This window comes from Streptomyces cylindrosporus, assembly GCF_022698165.1.
In the GTDB taxonomy this organism is placed as follows: Bacteria; Actinomycetota; Actinomycetes; order Streptomycetales; family Streptomycetaceae; genus Streptomyces; species Streptomyces cylindrosporus.
Genome location: NZ_JALDAY010000005.1, coordinates 661,327 through 678,033, shown reverse-complemented (window position 1 = coordinate 678,033; position 16,707 = coordinate 661,327). Strand labels below are relative to the sequence as shown.

Sequence of the window (16,707 nt, the reverse complement as noted above, 5' to 3'; positions counted from 1 at the left end):
GTGGTTTGGGCCCAATCCTAGGGGGCACAGGGCCGTCGCCGTTAAACGGTTTCCGAGGGGCGCACGGTTACTCGGCGGCCGGCAGAGCTGCCCTTGGCCGCTGCCACCCCCGCGACCCCCGTGCCCGCAGCCACGCCGTCGTCTCCTCGGCCGGCATCGCGGCCGCGACCAGCCAACCCTGTACGGCGTCGCAGCCCAGGTCGCGCAAGCGCTCCCACGTCTCGTCGTCCTCCACGCCCTCCGCGACGACCAGCAGGCCGAGCGAGTGGGCCAGATCGACCGTGCACCGCACGATCTCCGCGTCCTCGGCGTCGACAGCCAGGCGTGCCACGAAGGAGCGGTCGATCTTCAGTTCGCTCACCGGCAGCCGCCGCAGGTGCACCAGCGACGAGTACCCGGTGCCGAAGTCGTCCAGGGACATCTTCACGCCGTGCCCGGTCAGCCCGGCGAGGGTGTCGGCCGCCCGCTGCGGGTCCTCCAGCAGGACGTGCTCGGTTATCTCCAGCTGCAGGGCCCCGGCAGGCACCCCGTGCCTGGCCAGCCGCGCCGCCACCGAGCCCGCGAACCCCGGCGTGTGGACGTCCCGCGGCGACACGTTGACCGCGACCGGCACATGCAGCCCCTGCGCCCGCCATCGGGCCACCTGTCCGAGCGCCGTCTCGAGCACGTACTCGGTGAGATGGGGCATCAGCCCCGACGACTCGGCGATCGCTATGAACTCGTCCGGCGGCACCTTCCCCCGCTCGGGATGCACCCAGCGGACCAGCGCCTCAAGGCCTGCGACCTGTCCGTCGAAGCGGACCTTGGGCTGGTAGTGCAGCTGCACCTCGTGCGCGTCCAGCGCCCGCCGCAGATCGCCGAGGAGCCCCAGCCGGTCCGGGGTGTTCGAGTCCCGCTTGGACTCGTACACCTCGACGCCTGTACGGTCCCGCTTGGCCTGGTACATCGCGACGTCCGCCCGCCGCAGCAGCCCCTCCGCGTCCAGGGCGTGGTCGGGGAAGACCGCGACGCCCGCGCTGGCCTCCAGGACGAGCGTGAGCCCGTCGAGGTCGAGGGGCGAGCTGAGCTCGGCGACCAGGCCACGGGCGAGCCGCGTCGCGGACGTCGTGGAGTCGGCGACCGGCAGCAGTACGGCGAACTCGTCGCCGCCGAGCCGCGCGGCCTCCGCCCCGCGCGGCAGGGCGGCCCGCAGCCGGTCCGCTATCTGCAGCAGCAGCCGGTCGCCGGCGAGATGCCCGAGCGTGTCGTTCACGGACCGGAAGCGGTCCAGGTCGATGAGCATCAGGGCGGCGCGGGCGCCGATCCGCTCGGCGTCGTCCAGCGCGGTCCAGATGCGTTCCAGGAGCCACTGCCGGTTGGGCAGTCCGGTCAGCGGATCGCGCAGCTGCTCCTCGGCGCGGGCCCGGGCTATCCACAGGGTGGAGTCGAGGGCGACCAGCGGGATGGAGAACAGCGGCAGCAGCACCGGCTGGGCGACGGCGACGACGCAGACCAGCGGGGCGATGCCGAGCAGCGCGACCGCGACCAGGCCCTGTCTGACCAGGGCGGTGCGGGCGACGGTGGGCAGGCCGCGGTGGCGCGGGGCGTGCAGGTACCAGAGCAGGGTGCGGGTGACCAGGAGGTAGGCGGCGGCGACCAGCGCCACCTCGGGGGCGGTGTAGACGGTCCAGGTGTCCGGGTTCCAGGGTTTCTCCACGGACGGCACGCGTCCGAAGACGCCGAGCACGAGGGCGCCGGCGGCGATGCCGAGGATGTCCACGGCGCCGTGCAGCACGCCCTGCCGCCAGCGGTTGCGCCGGGCTATGCCGACCAGCACGACGACGGTGAGGCTGACCATGCCGGCCGACACCCAGCCGTAGAGCAGCAGGACGGCGAGGGTGAGGGCGGCGCCGGAGCCGGTGCCGCCCCACCAGCGGGAGCGGCCGAGCATGACCAGGTGGCCGACGATGATGCCGGTGAGGACCGCGAGGGACCAGCCGACGGTGCCGGACGGGAAGAGCGCGTGCGTGCCGGTGAAGGCCCGGTAGAAGCCGGCGCCGAGGACGAAGGCGGCCGAGCCGACGACCGCCGCGGGCAGCGCGGGCCAGGACAGGTGACGTTCGTGGTCGGCGTCGGGCAGGCCGTGCGCGTGTCCGGCGGTGAGCGGTGGCACACCGCGGGTCTCCGTCACGGTGTACTGTCCGGTGCCCCGCCCCTCGGCGGCCGGACGCTCCGCAGGCCGCACGGTCCACCGGCTCGCCCGCCAGGCACCGCTGACCCTGAGGCGGCGCAGCCGTGAGTCAGGGGCGGCGCTCTCGGTCGGTTCCATTCCCGTCCCTCTCACAGCCGGCGGTGCCCACGCCACGCGGCCCGATGCCCGACGTCCATCAACGGCGGCCGCGTTGGAAAACCCTTCCCCTTGCTCATCAGGAGCAAGGGGATGCCCCGACCGCAGCTGGGCACGGCAGGCGCACATCTCAACAGTAGGCCGCAGAAGGCTTCCACGGGCAGCGGTCGTCCACGGTTGCCCGAATGCGACCCGGCCACCCGTATGCATCTGGTATGCGCCGATCGGGTGACCTTCAACCGCTACTCCTCTGTGGGGAGTGCCACTTCGGCCGCCGCTTCGGGTCCCTGTTCGAGCAGGACGTTGAACCCTTCCTCGTTCAGAACAGGCACCTTGAGCTGCATCGCCTTGTCGTACTTGGAACCAGGATTGTCACCCACGACCACGAAAGACGTCTTCTTCGAAACCGAACCGGTCACTTTCGCTCCCCGGGACTGCAGCGCCTCCTTGGCCCCGTCCCGTGTGAAGTGCTCGAGAGTGCCGGTGACGACGACGGTCATCCCTTCGAGCGGGCGCGGGCCTTCGTCCTCGCCGGAGCCCTCCTCCTCCATGCGCACGCCGGCCGCCCGCCACTTGCGGAGGATCTCCTGGTGCCACTCCTCGGCGAACCACTCCTTGAGGGAGGCGGCGATGATCCCGCCGACCCCGTCGGTGTTCGCCAGCTCCTCCTCCGAGGCCTGCTCGATGCGCTCGATCGAGCGGAACTCGCGGGCCAGCGCCTCGGCGGCGACCGGGCCGACATGACGGATCGACAGACCGGTCAGGACGCGGGCGAGCGGGCGCTCCTTGGCCGCGGCGATGTTCTCCAGCATGGCGAGCGCGTTCTTCTTCGGCTCGCCCTGCTGGTTGGCGAAGACCGTGGCGATCTTCTCCTCGCCGGTCTTCGGGTCGCGCTTGGGCAGGCCGCTGTCCTGGTCGAGGACGTACGCCTTGATGGGCAGCAGCTGCTCGACGGTGAGGTCGAACAGGTCGCCCTCGTCGGTCAGCGGCGGGTCGGCCGGCTCCAGCGGCTTGGTCAGGGCGGCCGCGGCGACGTAACCGAAGTGCTCGATGTCCAGCGACTTGCGGCCCGCGAGGTAGAAGAGCCGCTCGCGCAACTGCGCCGGGCAGGTACGGGCGTTCGGGCAGCGCAGGTCGACGTCGCCCTCCTTCATCGGGCGCAGCGCGGTGCCGCACTCGGGGCACTCGGACGGCATCACGAACTCGCGCTCGCTGCCGTCGCGCAGGTCGACGACCGGGCCGAGGATCTCCGGGATGACGTCACCGGCCTTGCGCAGCACGACCGTGTCGCCGATCAGGACGCCCTTCGCCTTCACGACGTCCTGGTTGTGCAGGGTGGCGAACTCGACCTCCGAGCCCGCCACCGTCACCGGCTCGACCTGGGCGTACGGCGTGACCCGGCCCGTACGGCCCACGCCCACGCGGATGTTGATGAGCTTGGTGTTGACCTCCTCCGGCGCGTACTTGTACGCGATCGCCCAACGCGGGGCGCGGGAGGTGGAGCCGAGGCGGCCCTGGAGCGGGATCTCGTCGAGCTTGACGACGACGCCGTCGATCTCGTGCTCCACGGAGTGGCGGTTCTCGCCGTAGTACGCGATGAACTCCCGTACGCCGTCGAGGTCGTCGACCACCTTGTTGTGCGTGGAGGTGGGCAGGCCCCAGGCCTTGAGCAGGTCGTAGCCCTGGGACAGGCGGGTCAGTCCCTCGAAGCCCTCCAGGATGCCGATGCCGTGCACGACCATGTGCAGGGGCCGACCGGCCGTGACGCGCGGGTCCTTCTGGCGCAGTGAACCCGCCGCCGCGTTGCGCGGGTTGGCGAAGGGCTTGTCACCGGCCTCCACCAGGCGGGCGTTGAGCTCCTCGAACTTCTCCATCGGGAAGTAGACCTCGCCGCGGATCTCCACGACGTCGGGGACCTTGTCACCCTTCAGCCTGTCCGGAATCTCCTTGATTGTGCGGACATTTGGGGTGATGTCCTCGCCGGTGCGGCCGTCGCCGCGGGTCGCCGCGCGGGTGAGGCGGCCGTGCTCGTAGGTGAGGTTGACGGCGAGGCCGTCGACCTTGAGCTCGCACAGGAGGTGGTAGTCGGGCCCGCCGACGTCCTTGGCGACGCGCTCGGCCCAGGCGGCCAGCTCCTCGTCGCTGAAGGCGTTGTCCAGGGAGAGCATGCGCGAGCGGTGCTGGACCGCCGTGAACTCGGTCTCGTACGCCCCCGCGACCTTCTGCGTCGGCGAGTCCGGCGTCCGCAGCTCCGGGTGCTCCTCCTCCAGCGCCTCCAGCGAGCGCAGCAGCTTGTCGAACTCCGCGTCGCTGATGACAGGGGCGTCGTTCACGTAGTACCGGAAGCGGTGCTCCTCGATCTGCTCAGCGAGCTGCGCGTGCTTCTCCCGTGCCTGAGCGGGCACCGTCGTCTCCGCTTGCTTTTCGCCGGCCACCGTGTTGTCCTCCCGTTACTCTGGGTTGTCCGCGAGGGATCTCGCCGCCCGGACGCAGTGGGCGAGTGCCCGGCGCGCGTAGTCGGGGGAGGCCCCCGCGAGTCCGCACGACGGCGTGATCGTGACCGCCTCCGCGAGAAGCCCCGGTTGCAGCCCCAGCCTGCGCCACAGCGTCCTGACACCCATGACGCTACCGGCAGGGTCTGACAATGGGCCGTCCGTGCCCGGCACGACACCTGCGAAGAGCCGGGTACCCCCTTCCACCGCTTCACCGATCGTGTCGTCGTCACGCTCGGTGAGGAGCGCGAAGTCGAAGGAGACCGCTGCCACGCCCGCCCGCCGAAGCAGGGCGAACGGGACGTCCGGTGCGCAGGAGTGGACCACGACCGGGCCGTCGCCGTGAACCCCCACGACGTCGCGGAGGGTGGCCTCGACGACCTGGCGGTCGACCGCGCGGTGGGTGCGGTAGCCGCTGGCGGTCTTCACCCGGCCGCGCAGGACGGCGGTGAGGGAGGGCTCGTCGAGCTGGAGGACCAACTGGGCGCCGGGCACGCGGCGCCGCAGCTCCGCGAGGTGCAGCCGCAGCCCCTCGGCGAGGGAGCCGGCCAGGTCGCGGCAGGCGCCGGCATCGGAGAGGGCGACCTCGCCGTTCCGGAGCTCCAGGGCGGCGGCCAGCGTCCAGGGGCCCACCGCCTGCACCTTCAGCGGGCCCTCGTACCCCTGCGTGAACTCCTCGAGCGCGTCCAGGTCCTCGCCGAGCCAGGACCGGGCGCGCTTGGTGTCGCGGCCGGGCCGGTCGCCGAGCCGCCAGCCGCTGGGCTCCACGCGCGCGTACAGCTCGACGAGCATGCCGGCGGTGCGCCCGATCATGTCGGCGCCGGGGCCCCGGGCGGGCAGTTCGGGCAGGAACGGGAAGTCCTCGAAGGTCCCGGTGACGGTCTTGGCGGCCTCGCGGGCGTCCCCGCCGGGCATGGAGCCGACGCCGGTGGCGCCGCCGAAGCTGGACCCGCTCACCTGCCCGGCCTCACCGTCAGGTCGTTGACCTCGGCGTCCCTGGGCAGGTCGACGGCCATGAGGATGGCCGTGGCGACCGACTCGGGGTCGATCCACTTCGCGGGGTCGTACTCCTTGCCCTCCTGCTGGTGGACCTTGGCCTGCATCGGGCTCGCCGTGCGCCCCGGGTAGACCGAGGTGACGCGGACGCCGCCCGCGTGCTCCTCGTGACGCAAGGAGTCGGCGAGGGCCTTGAGGCCGTGCTTGGAGGCGGCGTACGCGGACCAGTCGGCGTGGGCGTTCAGGCCGGCGCCGGAGTTGACGAAGACCACGTGCCCGCGCGCAGCGCGCAGTTGGGGCAGGAAGTGGCGGGTCAGCTCGGCGGGAGCGATCAGGTTGACGTTGAGCTGGTGCCGCCAGGTCTTCGGGGTGAGCTCGCCGACCGGGCCCAGGTCGACCACACCGGCGATGTGCAGCAGCGAGTCCACGCGGTCCGGCAGCGTCTGGTGCGAGAAGGCCCAGGACAGCTTGTCGGGGTCGGCCAGGTCGCCGACCAGCGTCCGGGCGCCGGGGAACTCCGCGGCCAGCTCCTTGGCGCGGCCCGCGTCGCGCGCGTGCAGGACGAGTTCGTCCCCGCGCGCGTGGAGGCGGCGGGCGACGGCCGCGCCGATGCCGGAGCCGGCTCCGGTGATCACATGTGTAGCCATGCCCGCCATGCTCGCATCACCGCACGCCGAGCGACTCCTCCAGGTGGGCCAGCGCCCCCACCGGCTCCTCCGCGAAGAACACCAGGTCGGTCAGCGGTACCGGCAGGAAGCCCTCGTCCTCCATGCGCCGGAACTGCTCCTTGAGGCCGTCGTAGAAGCCCGCGGTGTTCAGCAGCACCACCGGCTTGTCCGTGTGCCCGTGCTTCTTCAGCTCCAGGATCTCGGTCGCCTCGTCGAGCGTGCCCGTACCGCCCACCATGACGACCACGGCGTCGGCCTTCTCCAGGAGCAGCTTCTTGCGTTCGGCGAGGTCCTTGGCGATCACCATCTCGTCGACGCCCGGCCGGACCTTGGCCGCCAGGAACTCCACGGAGACCCCGGCGAGCCGTCCGCCCGCCTCCTGCACGCCGTCAGCCACGACCTTCATCAGGCCCACGTCCGAACCGCCCCACACCAGCGTGTGGCCGCCCTTGCCCAGCAGTTTCGCGAACTCGCGCGCGGGGCGCGTGTAACGGTCGTCGAGGTCGGCGGCGGAGAGGAAGACGCAGATTCGCATGAGGCCACCGTACGCGGGAAGAACCGGGGGCCCGCATACGCTTTTCCGGTATGGCCCAAGGACACACGATCACCATCGAGCAAGGCGACCAGCACGTGCGCGTGGTGCACGGCGACCAGGTTCTCGCGGAGAGCGAACGGCCCCTCGTGCTCAGGGAGACGGGCAGTCCGGTGCGTTACTACATCCCCGCGGAGGACGTACGACTCGATCTGCTGACCCCCTCCGAGACCCACACCTACTGCCCGTTCAAGGGCACCGCGTCCTACTGGTCGCTGCCGGACGCGCCGGACCTGGTGTGGGCCTATCCGGACCCGAAGCCGGACGTCGCGGAGATCAAGGACCACCTCTGCTTCTACGAAGTCGAAGTGTCGTGAGCGAATAATTCCCTGCCATGGGGGAGTCTCCTCAGGCATGGACAAGAAGACCCTTTCGCGCGACGGCACCCCCATCGCGTACCAGCGCACCGGCCGGGGCCCCGCGATCATCCTGGTGAGCGGGGCCATGTCGACGGGGGCCACGGTGGCACCCCTCGCCGGGCCCCTCGGGGACCGTTTCAGCGTCGTCTCCTACGACCGCCGGGGCCGGGGCGCGAGCGGTGACACCGCCCCGTACGCGGTGGCGCGCGAGGTCGAGGACCTGGCCGCGCTCGTCGACGCGGTGGGCGGCGAGGCCTCGCTGTACGGCATCTCGTCGGGCGGCGCGCTCGTCCTGGAGGCGGCGGCGAGCGGGCTGCCGCTGCGCTCCGTCGCCGTGTACGAGGTGCCGTTCGCCCTGGACGACACCGGCGCCAGGGAGCGCGCCGAGTACACCGAGAACCTCACGGCAGCGCTCGCCCAGGGCCGCCCCGGCGACGCCGTCGAGCACTTCCTGCGGCTCACGGGTCTGGCCGAGGAGATGATCCAGGGCGCCCGCAACTCCCCCATGTGGCCCGGCATGGAGGCGATCGCGCCGAGTCTGGCGTACGACGACGCGGTGATGGCGGGCGGACTGGTGCCGCGCGAGCGGCTGGCCGCGATCGGCGTGCCCGTGCTGTCGATCGCGGGCGGCGCGAGCCCGGAGTGGCTGCGCGAGGCTGCCCGCGCCGTGGCCGAAAGCGCACCCCAGGGGACGTACCGAATGCTGGAAGGTCAGACCCACATGGTCGATCCGAACGCCCTCGCGCCGGTGCTGGCGGAGTTTTTCCTCAGGAACTCTTGAGGAACCCGAGACCCACTTGCGAGCGATGGTCACATAAGATTCACAACGAACTCGCGCCTCCGGCGGCGAGCCTCCTTGTCCCCCGGCATTCCGGCTCGCTTGTGGAGCACGACCCATGAACACCGCGCACATAGCGCCCGACGGCGACAGACCGACCGTTCCGTCGCAGCGTCGCCGTCGGGCCGACCCGCGCAAGGCCGTTTCCGGCCACGCCTATCCGGGGCTGCTGCCCGCGCCGCCCGACGACCGGGAGAAGATCTCGTACGTCCGGCGGCACACCTGGGTGCTGACCTTCTCCTCGCTCGTCGGATTCGTCTGCCTGGTGATCAGCCAGGTGCGGGCGGCGGCGAGCAGTGCGTGGATCTGGGCGTACGTGCCGCTTCTGCTGCTGTCGGTCGCGAGCTATCTGATCTCCTTCCGGCTCGACGCCTTCACCCCGAGCTTCGACCTGCGCGGGCACCGCCGGCTGGTCAAGGCGTGGCAGCCCGGGCGGTATCCGAGCGTGGACGTCTTCCTGCCGGTGTGCGGGGAGCCCATCGAGGTGCTGCACAACACCTGGACGCATGTGCGCACGCTCGCCGAGCGCTACCCGGGGACGGTCACGCCGATCGTCCTGGACGACTCCGACGACCCGGAGACCGCCTCGATGGCCGCCGACTTCGGCTTCCGCCACCTGGTGCGCCCCAACCGCGGCTGGATGAAGAAGGCCGGCAATCTGCGGCACGGCTTCGAGCGCTCCTCGGGCGAGTTCATCCTGATCCTCGACGCGGACTTCGCGCCCCGCCCGGACCTGCTGCACGAACTGCTGCCGTACATGGACCGCGAGCCGCGCACCGCCATCGTGCAGTCGCCGCAGTTCTTCCGCGTCCTGGACCAGCAGAACTGGATCGAGCGCGGCGCCGCGGCCGTCCAGGAGCTCTTCTACCGCAGCGTCCAGGTCTCCCGGCAGCAGAGCGACGGCTCGATCTGCGTGGGCAGTTGCGCGGTCTACCGGCGCAGCGCGCTGGCGGAGATCGGCGGCACCAGCCTGGTCGAGCACTCCGAGGACATGTACACCGGCTTCGAACTGCGCGCCCTCGGCTGGGACCTGACCTATGTGCCGCTCGCGCTGTCGACCGGGGTGTGCCCGGACACCGTGGGCGCCTTCTACAGCCAGCAGTACCGCTGGTGCATGGCCTCGCTGGCGATGCTGGGCAGCAGGGACTTCTGGCGGACGAAGATGCGGTTCGCGAGCCGGCTGTGCTACTTGTCCGGATTCGTCTACTACATCGAGACCGGACTGCTGACCTTCAGCGGCCCGCTCATCGCGCTCACGATCATGCTGGCGGCGCCCGAGCAGCTGAGGCTCGCGAACATCGGCCTGGTGCTGCCCAGCGTGGTCTACCTGACCGTCGTCTACCCGATCTGGCACCGCAACCCGTACCGCCTGGAGGCCTGGGCCACCCGCGTCCTGTACGGCTGGGCGCACGCCTTCGCCGTCTGGGACACCCTGCGCCGCCGCCCGATGGGCTGGACGCCGACGGGCGCGGGCGGCGCCAAGGGCAGCAAGACGCGCCGCCTGCGGATCGGGATGTGGGCCTGGAGCGGCACGACGGCGGTGGCCTGGATCGCGGTCGCCGTGTGGCGCATGAGCACGTCGCTGAGTCCCTCGGACTACGCCCTGATGCTCGCCTCCGGCCTCTTCTACGGCGTCGCGGTCGCCCGCGCCCTCATCCAGCCGCACGCCGAGGAGGCCACCGCAGACGTGCCGCCCGCAGGGGACGCCGCCGTCTTGCCGCCGGCAGGGGACGCCGCCGTCTTGCCGCCCGCCGGGACAGCCACCGTCATGCCGCCCGCCTGGGACGCCGCCGTCTTGCCGCCCGTCTGGGACGCCGCCGTGCATCCGCGCACCGGGGGCTCCAGCGGCCGCCCGCGCGCCGAGGGGGCGCCCGCATGAGTGTTCCGCGCCGTCTGTTCCTGGCCCTCGTCTGCTGTCTGCTGACCGCCGCCGCGGCCGCCTGCGCGCCGCCCGCCCCGCAGGTCTCCCCCGCCGCCGCGGCCACGGCGCGCAGCGGCACGCAGAGCCCCGAACCGCCGTACGACATACGGCCGTTGCTGAAACCTTCCGGCAAGTATCTGGGCGTCGCCTTCAACGGCTCGCCGCGCGCCACCGCGCCCGTGACCGCCTTCGCGCAGAAGGCCGGCAGGCAGCCCAACCTCCGTGAGTACTACGCGAAGTGGGGCGACCCGTTCCAGGCGGACGTCAACCGGGCCGTGTGGGACGCCGGGCAGCTGCCCTTCCTGGTCTGGGAGCCCTTCTCCCGGACGGCAGCGCAGATCGCCGACGGCCAGGAGGACGCGTACATACGGCAGTTCGCCGACGCCGTGCGCGACTACAACCGGCCGCTCGCGCTGAGCTTCGGGCACGAGATGAACGGCGGCTGGTACCCCTGGGGCAGCAAGAAGACGAAGGCGGCCGACTTCGCGCGCGCGTGGCGGCACATCCACGACCTGTTCACGGACGAGGGCGCCGCCGACGTCATCTGGGTGTGGAGCCCGAACGTGATCAATCCGGTCCCGGACGTGCGGCTGAAGCCGTACTACCCCGGTGACGCGTACGTCGACTGGGTCGGCGTCGTCGGCTACTACGCGCTCAGCGGCCCGACCACCTTCAGGACCCTCTTCGGACCGACGATGAAGGAGATCCGCCGCTTCAGCGGGAAGCCCTTCCTGATCGCGGAGACGGGTGTGCAGGCCGGGGAGAGCAAGCCGGCCGAGATCGCCGACCTGTTCGCGGGCGTACGCGCGCGTGCCGGTGTGCTGGGGCTGGTCTGGTTCAACCTCAGGAAGGAGGCCGACTGGCGCATCGACAGCGGCCCCCTGTCGCTCGCCGCGTTCCGCAAGGCGGCCGCAGGCGGCTCCTTCGGCTTCGACGTCCACAATCCGTAGGGGGCCCGCCTTGGAGCAGAACGACTCCACCATGCAACTGCCCGTGGCCCGGCCGAGGCCCAGGTCGCGGGTGGCCGAGACGATGCAGCTGCGCGTGCTGCGGCCGGCCCGCTCCGGCTACACCCTGCGGCCAGTCCCCGACTCCGGCTGGTCGGCGAAGGCTAGCGCGCGCCGGGCCCGGGTCAGCCGGCTGGTGCTGCTGGCGCTGCTGCTGATGCAGGCCGCGCTGTCGCTGCGGCTGCAGAACACCGCCTTCGAGGACGAGGCGCTCTACCTGTTCGCCGGCCACGCCGAGATCGGCCACCTGCTGCACGGCACCCCGCTGTACGGCGCCTTCGACAGCTACTTCTCCGGCGCCCCGGTGCTCTACCCGGTCCTGGCCGCCGCCGTGGACTCGGTGTTCGGCCTGGCCGGCGCCCGCGCCCTGAGCCTCGCCTGCATGCTGGGCTGCACGGCCCTGCTCTACGCGACGACCCGCCGGCTCTTCAACGAGCGCGCGGGACTGTGCGCGGCCGGTGTCTTCGCGGTCGCCCAGTCGACGGCGTTCATGGGCAACTTCGCGACGTACGACGCCCTGGCCCTGTTCCTGCTGGCGCTGGCCGCGTGGATCGTCGTACGCGCCTCGGACGCGCACCCGCTGCTCGCCCTGCTCGCGGCGCCGGTCGCCGCGCTCGCGGTGGCGGTGAAGTACGCGTCCGCGCTGTATCTGCCGACGATCGTGCTGCTGTGCGTGCTGACCGCCTACCAACACCGAGGGCTGCCGCGCGCGTTGGGCCGGGGTGTGCTGCTGACCGTCGGCGTCGTCGCGCTGCTGGGCGCCGGCCTGTATGCCTCCGGCTACCTCTCGGCGATCCAGTCCACCACCACGGCCCGTGCCGCCGGTACGACGCCCTCCTGGCAGATCCTGCGCGACAGCGCCCGCTGGGGCGGACTGGCGGTCGCGGTGGCCCTGCTGGGGGCGTTCTCGTACGTCCGCAGCGGGCGGATGAGCGAGATGCCGGGCTGGCGCGGGAACCTGCCCGGCGCCCGCTGGCGGGCCGCACTCGGCCTGGTGCTGGCCGGCACGGCCCTGCTCGCGCCCGCCTATCAGCTGCACCTGCACACCGAGGTCTCGCTGCACAAGCACATCGGGTACGGGCTGTTCTTCGCCGCGCCGCTCGCCGGAGTGGGCGTCACGCGGCTGATGGGCGCGCACTTCAAGTACCCGCAGTGGGCGATCTTCCTGGGTGTGGTGCTGCTCTCCAGCGGCATGTCGCAGGCGTACGACAACTTCCACGCCTGGCCGGACTCCAGGGCCCTGGTGGCCGCCGTGAAGCCGTACGTGAACGCCCGCGGCAGCTATCTCGCCGACACCTACGAGGTGCCGGTCTACGCGCTGGGCCACGACACGTCGTACCGCCGGTGGAACTCCACGTACACGATCGACTACACGACCCGCTCCGGACAGCACCTCACGGGTGCGGCCGGCTTCAGGGCGGCGGTCGCCGAGCGGCACTTCACGCTGATCGTGCTCGACCGGGGCAACCCGACCGGCGAGAGCACCACGGTCCGCGACGCCCTGGTGCACTCGACCGGCTACCGGCTGATCGGCACGGTCCCCTACGCGACGGCATGGGGGACGAGCCGGTTCGAGCTGTGGGCGCCTTCGTAGGACCCGTCAGGCGACCGACGTCGTCGTCCTCGCGCGCGTGGTCGTCGCGATCGTCGCCGAGCCCAGTACGCGCGTGCCGTCGTACAGGACGATCGCCTGGCCGGGGGCGACCCCGCGGACCGGCTCCGTGAAGGCGACCTCCAGGCGGCCGTCGATCAGCTCGGCGGTCACCTCGGTCTCGCCGCCGTGGGCACGCAGCTGGGCGGTGTAGGTGCCGGGGCCCGAGGGGGGCGTGCCGCACCAGCGGGGCTTGATCGCGGTGAGGGCGGTGACGTCGAGGGCGGCGGCCGGGCCGACCGTCACCGTGTTGTCCACCGGCGAGATGTCCAGGACGTAGCGGGGCTTGCCGTCGGGGGCCGGGGTGCCGATGCGCAGGCCCTTGCGCTGGCCGATGGTGAAGCCGTACGCGCCCTCGTGAGTGCCCACCTTGGTGCCGGACTCGTCGACGATGTCGCCCTCGGCCTTGCCCAGGCGAGAGGCCAAGAACCCCTGGGTGTCGCCGTCGGCGATGAAGCAGATGTCGTGCGAGTCGGGCTTCTTCGCGACCGCGAGGCCACGGCGCTCGGCCTCCGCGCGGATCTCGTCCTTGGTGGTGACCGTGTCGCCGAGCGGGAAGAGGGCGTGCGCCAGCTGCCGCTCGTCCAGGACGCCGAGGACGTACGACTGGTCCTTGGCCATGTCGGAGGCGCGGTGCAGCTCGCGCGTGCCGTCCTCGTTCACGATCACCTGGGCGTAGTGGCCGGTGCAGACCGCGTCGAAGCCGAGGGCGAGGGCCTTGTCGAGCAGGGCGGCGAACTTGATCTTCTCGTTGCAGCGCAGGCAGGGGTTCGGGGTGCGGCCGGCCTCGTACTCGGCGACGAAGTCCTCGACCACGTCCTCCTTGAAGCGGTCGGCGAGGTCCCAGACGTAGAACGGGATGCCGATGACGTCGGCGGCGCGGCGGGCGTCGCGCGAGTCCTCGATGGTGCAACAGCCCCGCGCGCCGGTCCGGAACGACTGCGGGTTCGCGGAGAGCGCGAGGTGGACGCCGGTCACGTCGTGGCCGGCTTCCGCGGCGCGGGCGGCGGCGACGGCGGAGTCCACCCCGCCGGACATGGCGGCGAGTACGCGGAGGGGGCGGGGGCGCTGCGGGGTGTCAGTCATAGCCCTTCAAGAGTAAGGGGCCGCGGGAACCGGAGCCCACGAGTATCCGTTGACGATCACATGGGGGACACGGAACGGGACTCGAAGCGGGATGCGGACCGGCGGCTCGGGCGGCGGGCGCTGATCGTCGGCGGCGCGGCGGCGGCCGTCGGCACGGCCGCGCTGGCCCGGGACGAGCTGGCCCATCTGTGGTGGCGGCTGCCGGGGGTGGAGCGGCCGCGGGTGGCGGGCGCGGTGGACTTCCGGGGCGCGCGCTGGATCGCGGCCTCGCCGGCGAACTACCGGCGCGCGGACCGCCCGGACGACTACGCGATAGACCGGGTGGTCATCCATGTCACCCAGGGCGGTTACGCGAGCGCGGTGAAGGTCTTCCAGGACCCGGACCACCGGGCCGCGGCCCACTACATCGTCCGCAAGGACGGCCGCGTCACCCAGATGATCCGCGAGCTCGACGTGGCCTTCCACGCGGGCAACCGGGAGTACAACGAACGCAGCGTCGGCATCGAGCACGAGGGCTTCGTCGAGCGCGCGTCCTCCTTCACGGACGCGATGTACGCCGCCTCGGCGCGGCTGACCGCGGGGATCTGCACGCGGTACGGCATACCCGCCGACCGGGAGCACGTCATCGGGCATGTGGAGGTGCCGGGGACGGACCACACCGACCCCGGGCCGTACTGGGACTGGGACAGATATATGCGGCTCGTGCGGTCCGCGATGTCGCCGAGGGCGACGAAGGCGGCGACGAAGACGACAACGAAGTCGTAACGCCTTCCGGGGTGCCGACCTGTCCGTTGCGTCCCTCGCTGCACGCGCGATCAGGACTTCCTCAACTTGGCTTTTCTTCAAGGGAGTTGGAGCGTTTCAGGTTTCACAGCGCGTTCACGGCCCGCGCGGCTTGCACCTAATTTCGCCCCAGAACTTACACAGTCCCCGGTTCAACGATCCGCCACATGACTCACACCACGGACCCCGCCTTCGAGGCGGGCAGAGAGAGCGAACTCGAACGAGGCAAGGACCAGCACCGCAAGGACCGGCAGGACAAGGGCGAGCACCGCAAGGCGGCTCCCGCCAAGAGCGAGCACGGCAGGGCGGAGCAGCCGGGACGGCGCCGTGGCAAGGGCCTGCACCGGCGTCAGTTCCTGGGGGGCATGGCCGGGGCCGGGATCGGGGCGGTCGTCGCGGGCGGAGCGGCCTTCTCGCTGCTGAGCGACGCGGGCAAGAACAAGGCGGGCGCGGCGACCAACACCGCCACGCTCAGCATCCCGGACCTGCTGGAGGGCACCACCTCCGACGGCACCACCACCTTCACCCTGGAGGCCAAGACCGGCTCCCACGAGGTGCTGTCCGGGGTCACCAGCGACACGATGGGCTACAACCAGGACTTCCTCGGCCCCACCATGAAGTGGACCAACGGGGACGTGGTCCTGCTCAACATCACCAACAGCATCGGCGCGGACACCACGGTGCACTTCCACGGCGCACACGTCCCGGCCAAGATGGACGGCGGTCCCCAGGTCGCCTTCGCCGACGGTGAGACCTGGTCCCCCACCTTCACGGTCAAGGACCCGGCGACCACCCTCTGGTACCACCCGCACGCCCTGGGCACCACCGCCCAGCAGGCCGTGCACGGCCTGGCCGGGATGATCATCGTCGAGGACGACACGGACACCTCCGCCGCGCTGCCCAGCGACTACGGCGTGGACGACATCCCGCTCATCTTCCAGTGCCTGGCCGTGGACGCCGACGGAGACATCAAGTACGAGGCGACCGGCTACCGCGAGTCCGACGTCTCCTTCCCCCTGCTGCTCAACGGGACCAACGTCGACGACACGACCCTCACCTTCACCGCCACCAAGACCCGCACCAGGTTCCGCTGCCTGAACGCCTCGCCGTCGGACATCATCACCATCCAGCGCAGCGACGGCGGCAATCTCACCCAGATCGCCACCGACCAGGGGTATCTCGCCGAGGCCGCCGACGTCACCACGATCCGCCTGGTCGCCGGTGCCCGCGCCGAGTTCGTCCTGGACCTGTCCGACGACGTCACCCTGCAGGCCGTCGTCACCACGGGCTGGATCCGCGGCGGCTCCGGCACCTTCGACGTCCTCGCGGTCACGGCCAGTGGCACCGACACGGTGGACGACCTGCCCAGCACCCTCAACACCATCGACCGGTACGACACCAGCGACTTCACCGCCCGGACGATCACCCTCGGCAACTCCGGCGCCACCATGCTGATCAACGGGTCCGCGGGCACCTCCATGGACTCGATGGCGATGATCAGCACCACGCTGGGGTCCAAGGAGATCTGGACGATCAAGAACAGCACGCAGCTGGAGCACTCGTTCCATCTGCATGACGTCCCCTACCAGTTGATCTCCATCAACGGAGAGGATCCGACCGGCGTCCAGCTCGGCTGGTACGACACCTACGAGGTGGTCGGCGGCGGCTCCATCGTGATCGCGATGGAGTTCACCGACTTCGCCGATGACACGTACATGTACATGCTGCACTGCCACCTTCTGCAGCACGAGGACGAGGGCATGATGGCGTCCCTCATGATCACGGACGACGGTTCGAGCAGTACGAGTACCAGTACCGACACGTCCGACAGCAGCGACTCCACGGCCACGGCCAGCGCGAGCGCCTCGGCAAGCGCGAGCGACTCCGCGAGCGAGAGCGCAAGCGCCAGCGCCAGCGCCAGCGCCACGGACAGTTAGCCCCGGGTCCGGTGCCGGCCTCCCCCGTGGGCGCCGGACCCCTCGTCAAGG

The 16,707-nt window shown here is 71.2% G+C and carries 13 protein-coding genes; 7 read left to right on the top strand and 6 right to left on the bottom strand.

What is annotated here, in order from left to right; translation table 11 throughout:
• Positions 1-67: 67 nt before the first annotated feature.
• The 5 genes from MQP27_RS19405 to MQP27_RS19385 form a co-directional block, all read right to left on the bottom strand.
• On the bottom strand, positions 68-2,308 hold the full coding sequence (locus tag MQP27_RS19405) for a putative bifunctional diguanylate cyclase/phosphodiesterase (protein ID WP_242766455.1): 2,241 nt from the start codon (positions 2,306-2,308) through the stop codon (positions 68-70).
• A gap of 260 nt (positions 2,309-2,568) precedes the next feature.
• A complete protein-coding gene (gene ligA / locus MQP27_RS19400) occupies positions 2,569-4,761 on the bottom strand; it encodes an NAD-dependent DNA ligase LigA (RefSeq protein ID WP_242766454.1) in 2,193 nt (730 codons plus the stop codon).
• A gap of 15 nt (positions 4,762-4,776) precedes the next feature.
• On the bottom strand, positions 4,777-5,733 hold the full coding sequence (locus MQP27_RS19395; RefSeq protein ID WP_242766552.1) for a methionine synthase: 957 nt from the start codon (positions 5,731-5,733) through the stop codon (positions 4,777-4,779).
• Between the two features lie 38 nt (positions 5,734-5,771).
• Entirely contained in the window at positions 5,772-6,470 is a 699-nt protein-coding gene (locus MQP27_RS19390) for an SDR family oxidoreductase (RefSeq protein WP_242766453.1), read from the bottom strand.
• 7 nt (positions 6,471-6,477) lie between these two features.
• On the bottom strand, positions 6,478-7,017 hold the full coding sequence (locus MQP27_RS19385; protein ID WP_242766452.1) for an LOG family protein: 540 nt from the start codon (positions 7,015-7,017) through the stop codon (positions 6,478-6,480).
• A 50-nt stretch (positions 7,018-7,067) separates the two neighbouring features.
• On the opposite strand from MQP27_RS19385, the gene MQP27_RS19380 reads away from it, so the two are divergent.
• The 5 genes from MQP27_RS19380 (at position 7,068) to MQP27_RS19360 (ending at position 12,793) form a co-directional block, all read left to right on the top strand.
• The gene (locus MQP27_RS19380) at positions 7,068-7,391 is read left to right on the top strand and encodes a DUF427 domain-containing protein (protein ID WP_242766451.1); all 324 of its coding nucleotides are present in this window, start codon (positions 7,068-7,070) and stop codon (positions 7,389-7,391) included.
• A 37-nt stretch (positions 7,392-7,428) separates the two neighbouring features.
• Positions 7,429-8,214, top strand: a complete 786-nt coding sequence (locus MQP27_RS19375; RefSeq protein ID WP_242766450.1) for an alpha/beta fold hydrolase — start codon at positions 7,429-7,431, stop codon at positions 8,212-8,214.
• A 115-nt stretch (positions 8,215-8,329) separates the two neighbouring features.
• A complete protein-coding gene (locus tag MQP27_RS19370; protein WP_242766449.1) occupies positions 8,330-10,150 on the top strand; it encodes a glycosyltransferase family 2 protein in 1,821 nt (606 codons plus the stop codon).
• Positions 10,147-11,142: a glycoside hydrolase family 26 protein gene (locus MQP27_RS19365; protein WP_242766448.1), complete on the top strand. Its 996-nt coding sequence runs from the start codon at positions 10,147-10,149 to the stop codon at positions 11,140-11,142. The genes MQP27_RS19370 and MQP27_RS19365 overlap by 4 nt, the downstream gene beginning before the upstream one ends.
• A gap of 10 nt (positions 11,143-11,152) precedes the next feature.
• The gene (locus tag MQP27_RS19360; protein ID WP_242766447.1) at positions 11,153-12,793 is read left to right on the top strand and encodes a glycosyltransferase family 39 protein; all 1,641 of its coding nucleotides are present in this window, start codon (positions 11,153-11,155) and stop codon (positions 12,791-12,793) included.
• 6 nt (positions 12,794-12,799) lie between these two features.
• On the opposite strand, the gene mnmA is transcribed toward MQP27_RS19360, so the two are convergent.
• Complete coding sequence (gene mnmA / locus MQP27_RS19355; RefSeq protein WP_242766446.1) at positions 12,800-13,936, bottom strand: tRNA 2-thiouridine(34) synthase MnmA; 1,137 nt, start codon at positions 13,934-13,936, stop codon at positions 12,800-12,802.
• A 60-nt stretch (positions 13,937-13,996) separates the two neighbouring features.
• On the opposite strand from mnmA, the gene MQP27_RS19350 reads away from it, so the two are divergent.
• Positions 13,997-14,701 carry an N-acetylmuramoyl-L-alanine amidase gene (locus MQP27_RS19350; RefSeq protein WP_242766445.1) on the top strand — a complete coding sequence of 235 codons (705 nt, stop codon included), beginning with the start codon at positions 13,997-13,999 and terminating at the stop codon, positions 14,699-14,701.
• A gap of 185 nt (positions 14,702-14,886) precedes the next feature.
• A complete protein-coding gene (locus MQP27_RS19345; RefSeq protein WP_242766444.1) occupies positions 14,887-16,656 on the top strand; it encodes a multicopper oxidase family protein in 1,770 nt (589 codons plus the stop codon).
• The last annotated feature ends 51 nt before the right edge of the window (positions 16,657-16,707 follow it).

Excerpts from the sequence above, each read along its gene's own strand:
- MQP27_RS19405 (WP_242766455.1), bottom strand. The coding sequence starts at position 2,308 with ATGGAACCGACCGAGAGCGCCGCCCCTGACTCACGGCTGCGCCGCCTC.
- MQP27_RS19395 (WP_242766552.1), bottom strand. The coding sequence starts at position 5,733 with ATGCCCGGCGGGGACGCCCGCGAGGCCGCCAAGACCGTCACCGGGACC.
- MQP27_RS19390 (WP_242766453.1), bottom strand. The coding sequence starts at position 6,470 with ATGGCGGGCATGGCTACACATGTGATCACCGGAGCCGGCTCCGGCATC.
- MQP27_RS19385 (WP_242766452.1), bottom strand. The coding sequence starts at position 7,017 with ATGCGAATCTGCGTCTTCCTCTCCGCCGCCGACCTCGACGACCGTTAC.
- MQP27_RS19380 (WP_242766451.1), top strand. The coding sequence starts at position 7,068 with ATGGCCCAAGGACACACGATCACCATCGAGCAAGGCGACCAGCACGTG.
- MQP27_RS19375 (WP_242766450.1), top strand. The coding sequence starts at position 7,429 with ATGGACAAGAAGACCCTTTCGCGCGACGGCACCCCCATCGCGTACCAG.
- MQP27_RS19370 (WP_242766449.1), top strand. The coding sequence starts at position 8,330 with ATGAACACCGCGCACATAGCGCCCGACGGCGACAGACCGACCGTTCCG.
- MQP27_RS19365 (WP_242766448.1), top strand. The coding sequence starts at position 10,147 with ATGAGTGTTCCGCGCCGTCTGTTCCTGGCCCTCGTCTGCTGTCTGCTG.
- mnmA (WP_242766446.1), bottom strand. The coding sequence starts at position 13,936 with ATGACTGACACCCCGCAGCGCCCCCGCCCCCTCCGCGTACTCGCCGCC.
- MQP27_RS19350 (WP_242766445.1), top strand. The coding sequence starts at position 13,997 with ATGGGGGACACGGAACGGGACTCGAAGCGGGATGCGGACCGGCGGCTC.
- MQP27_RS19345 (WP_242766444.1), top strand. The coding sequence starts at position 14,887 with ATGACTCACACCACGGACCCCGCCTTCGAGGCGGGCAGAGAGAGCGAA.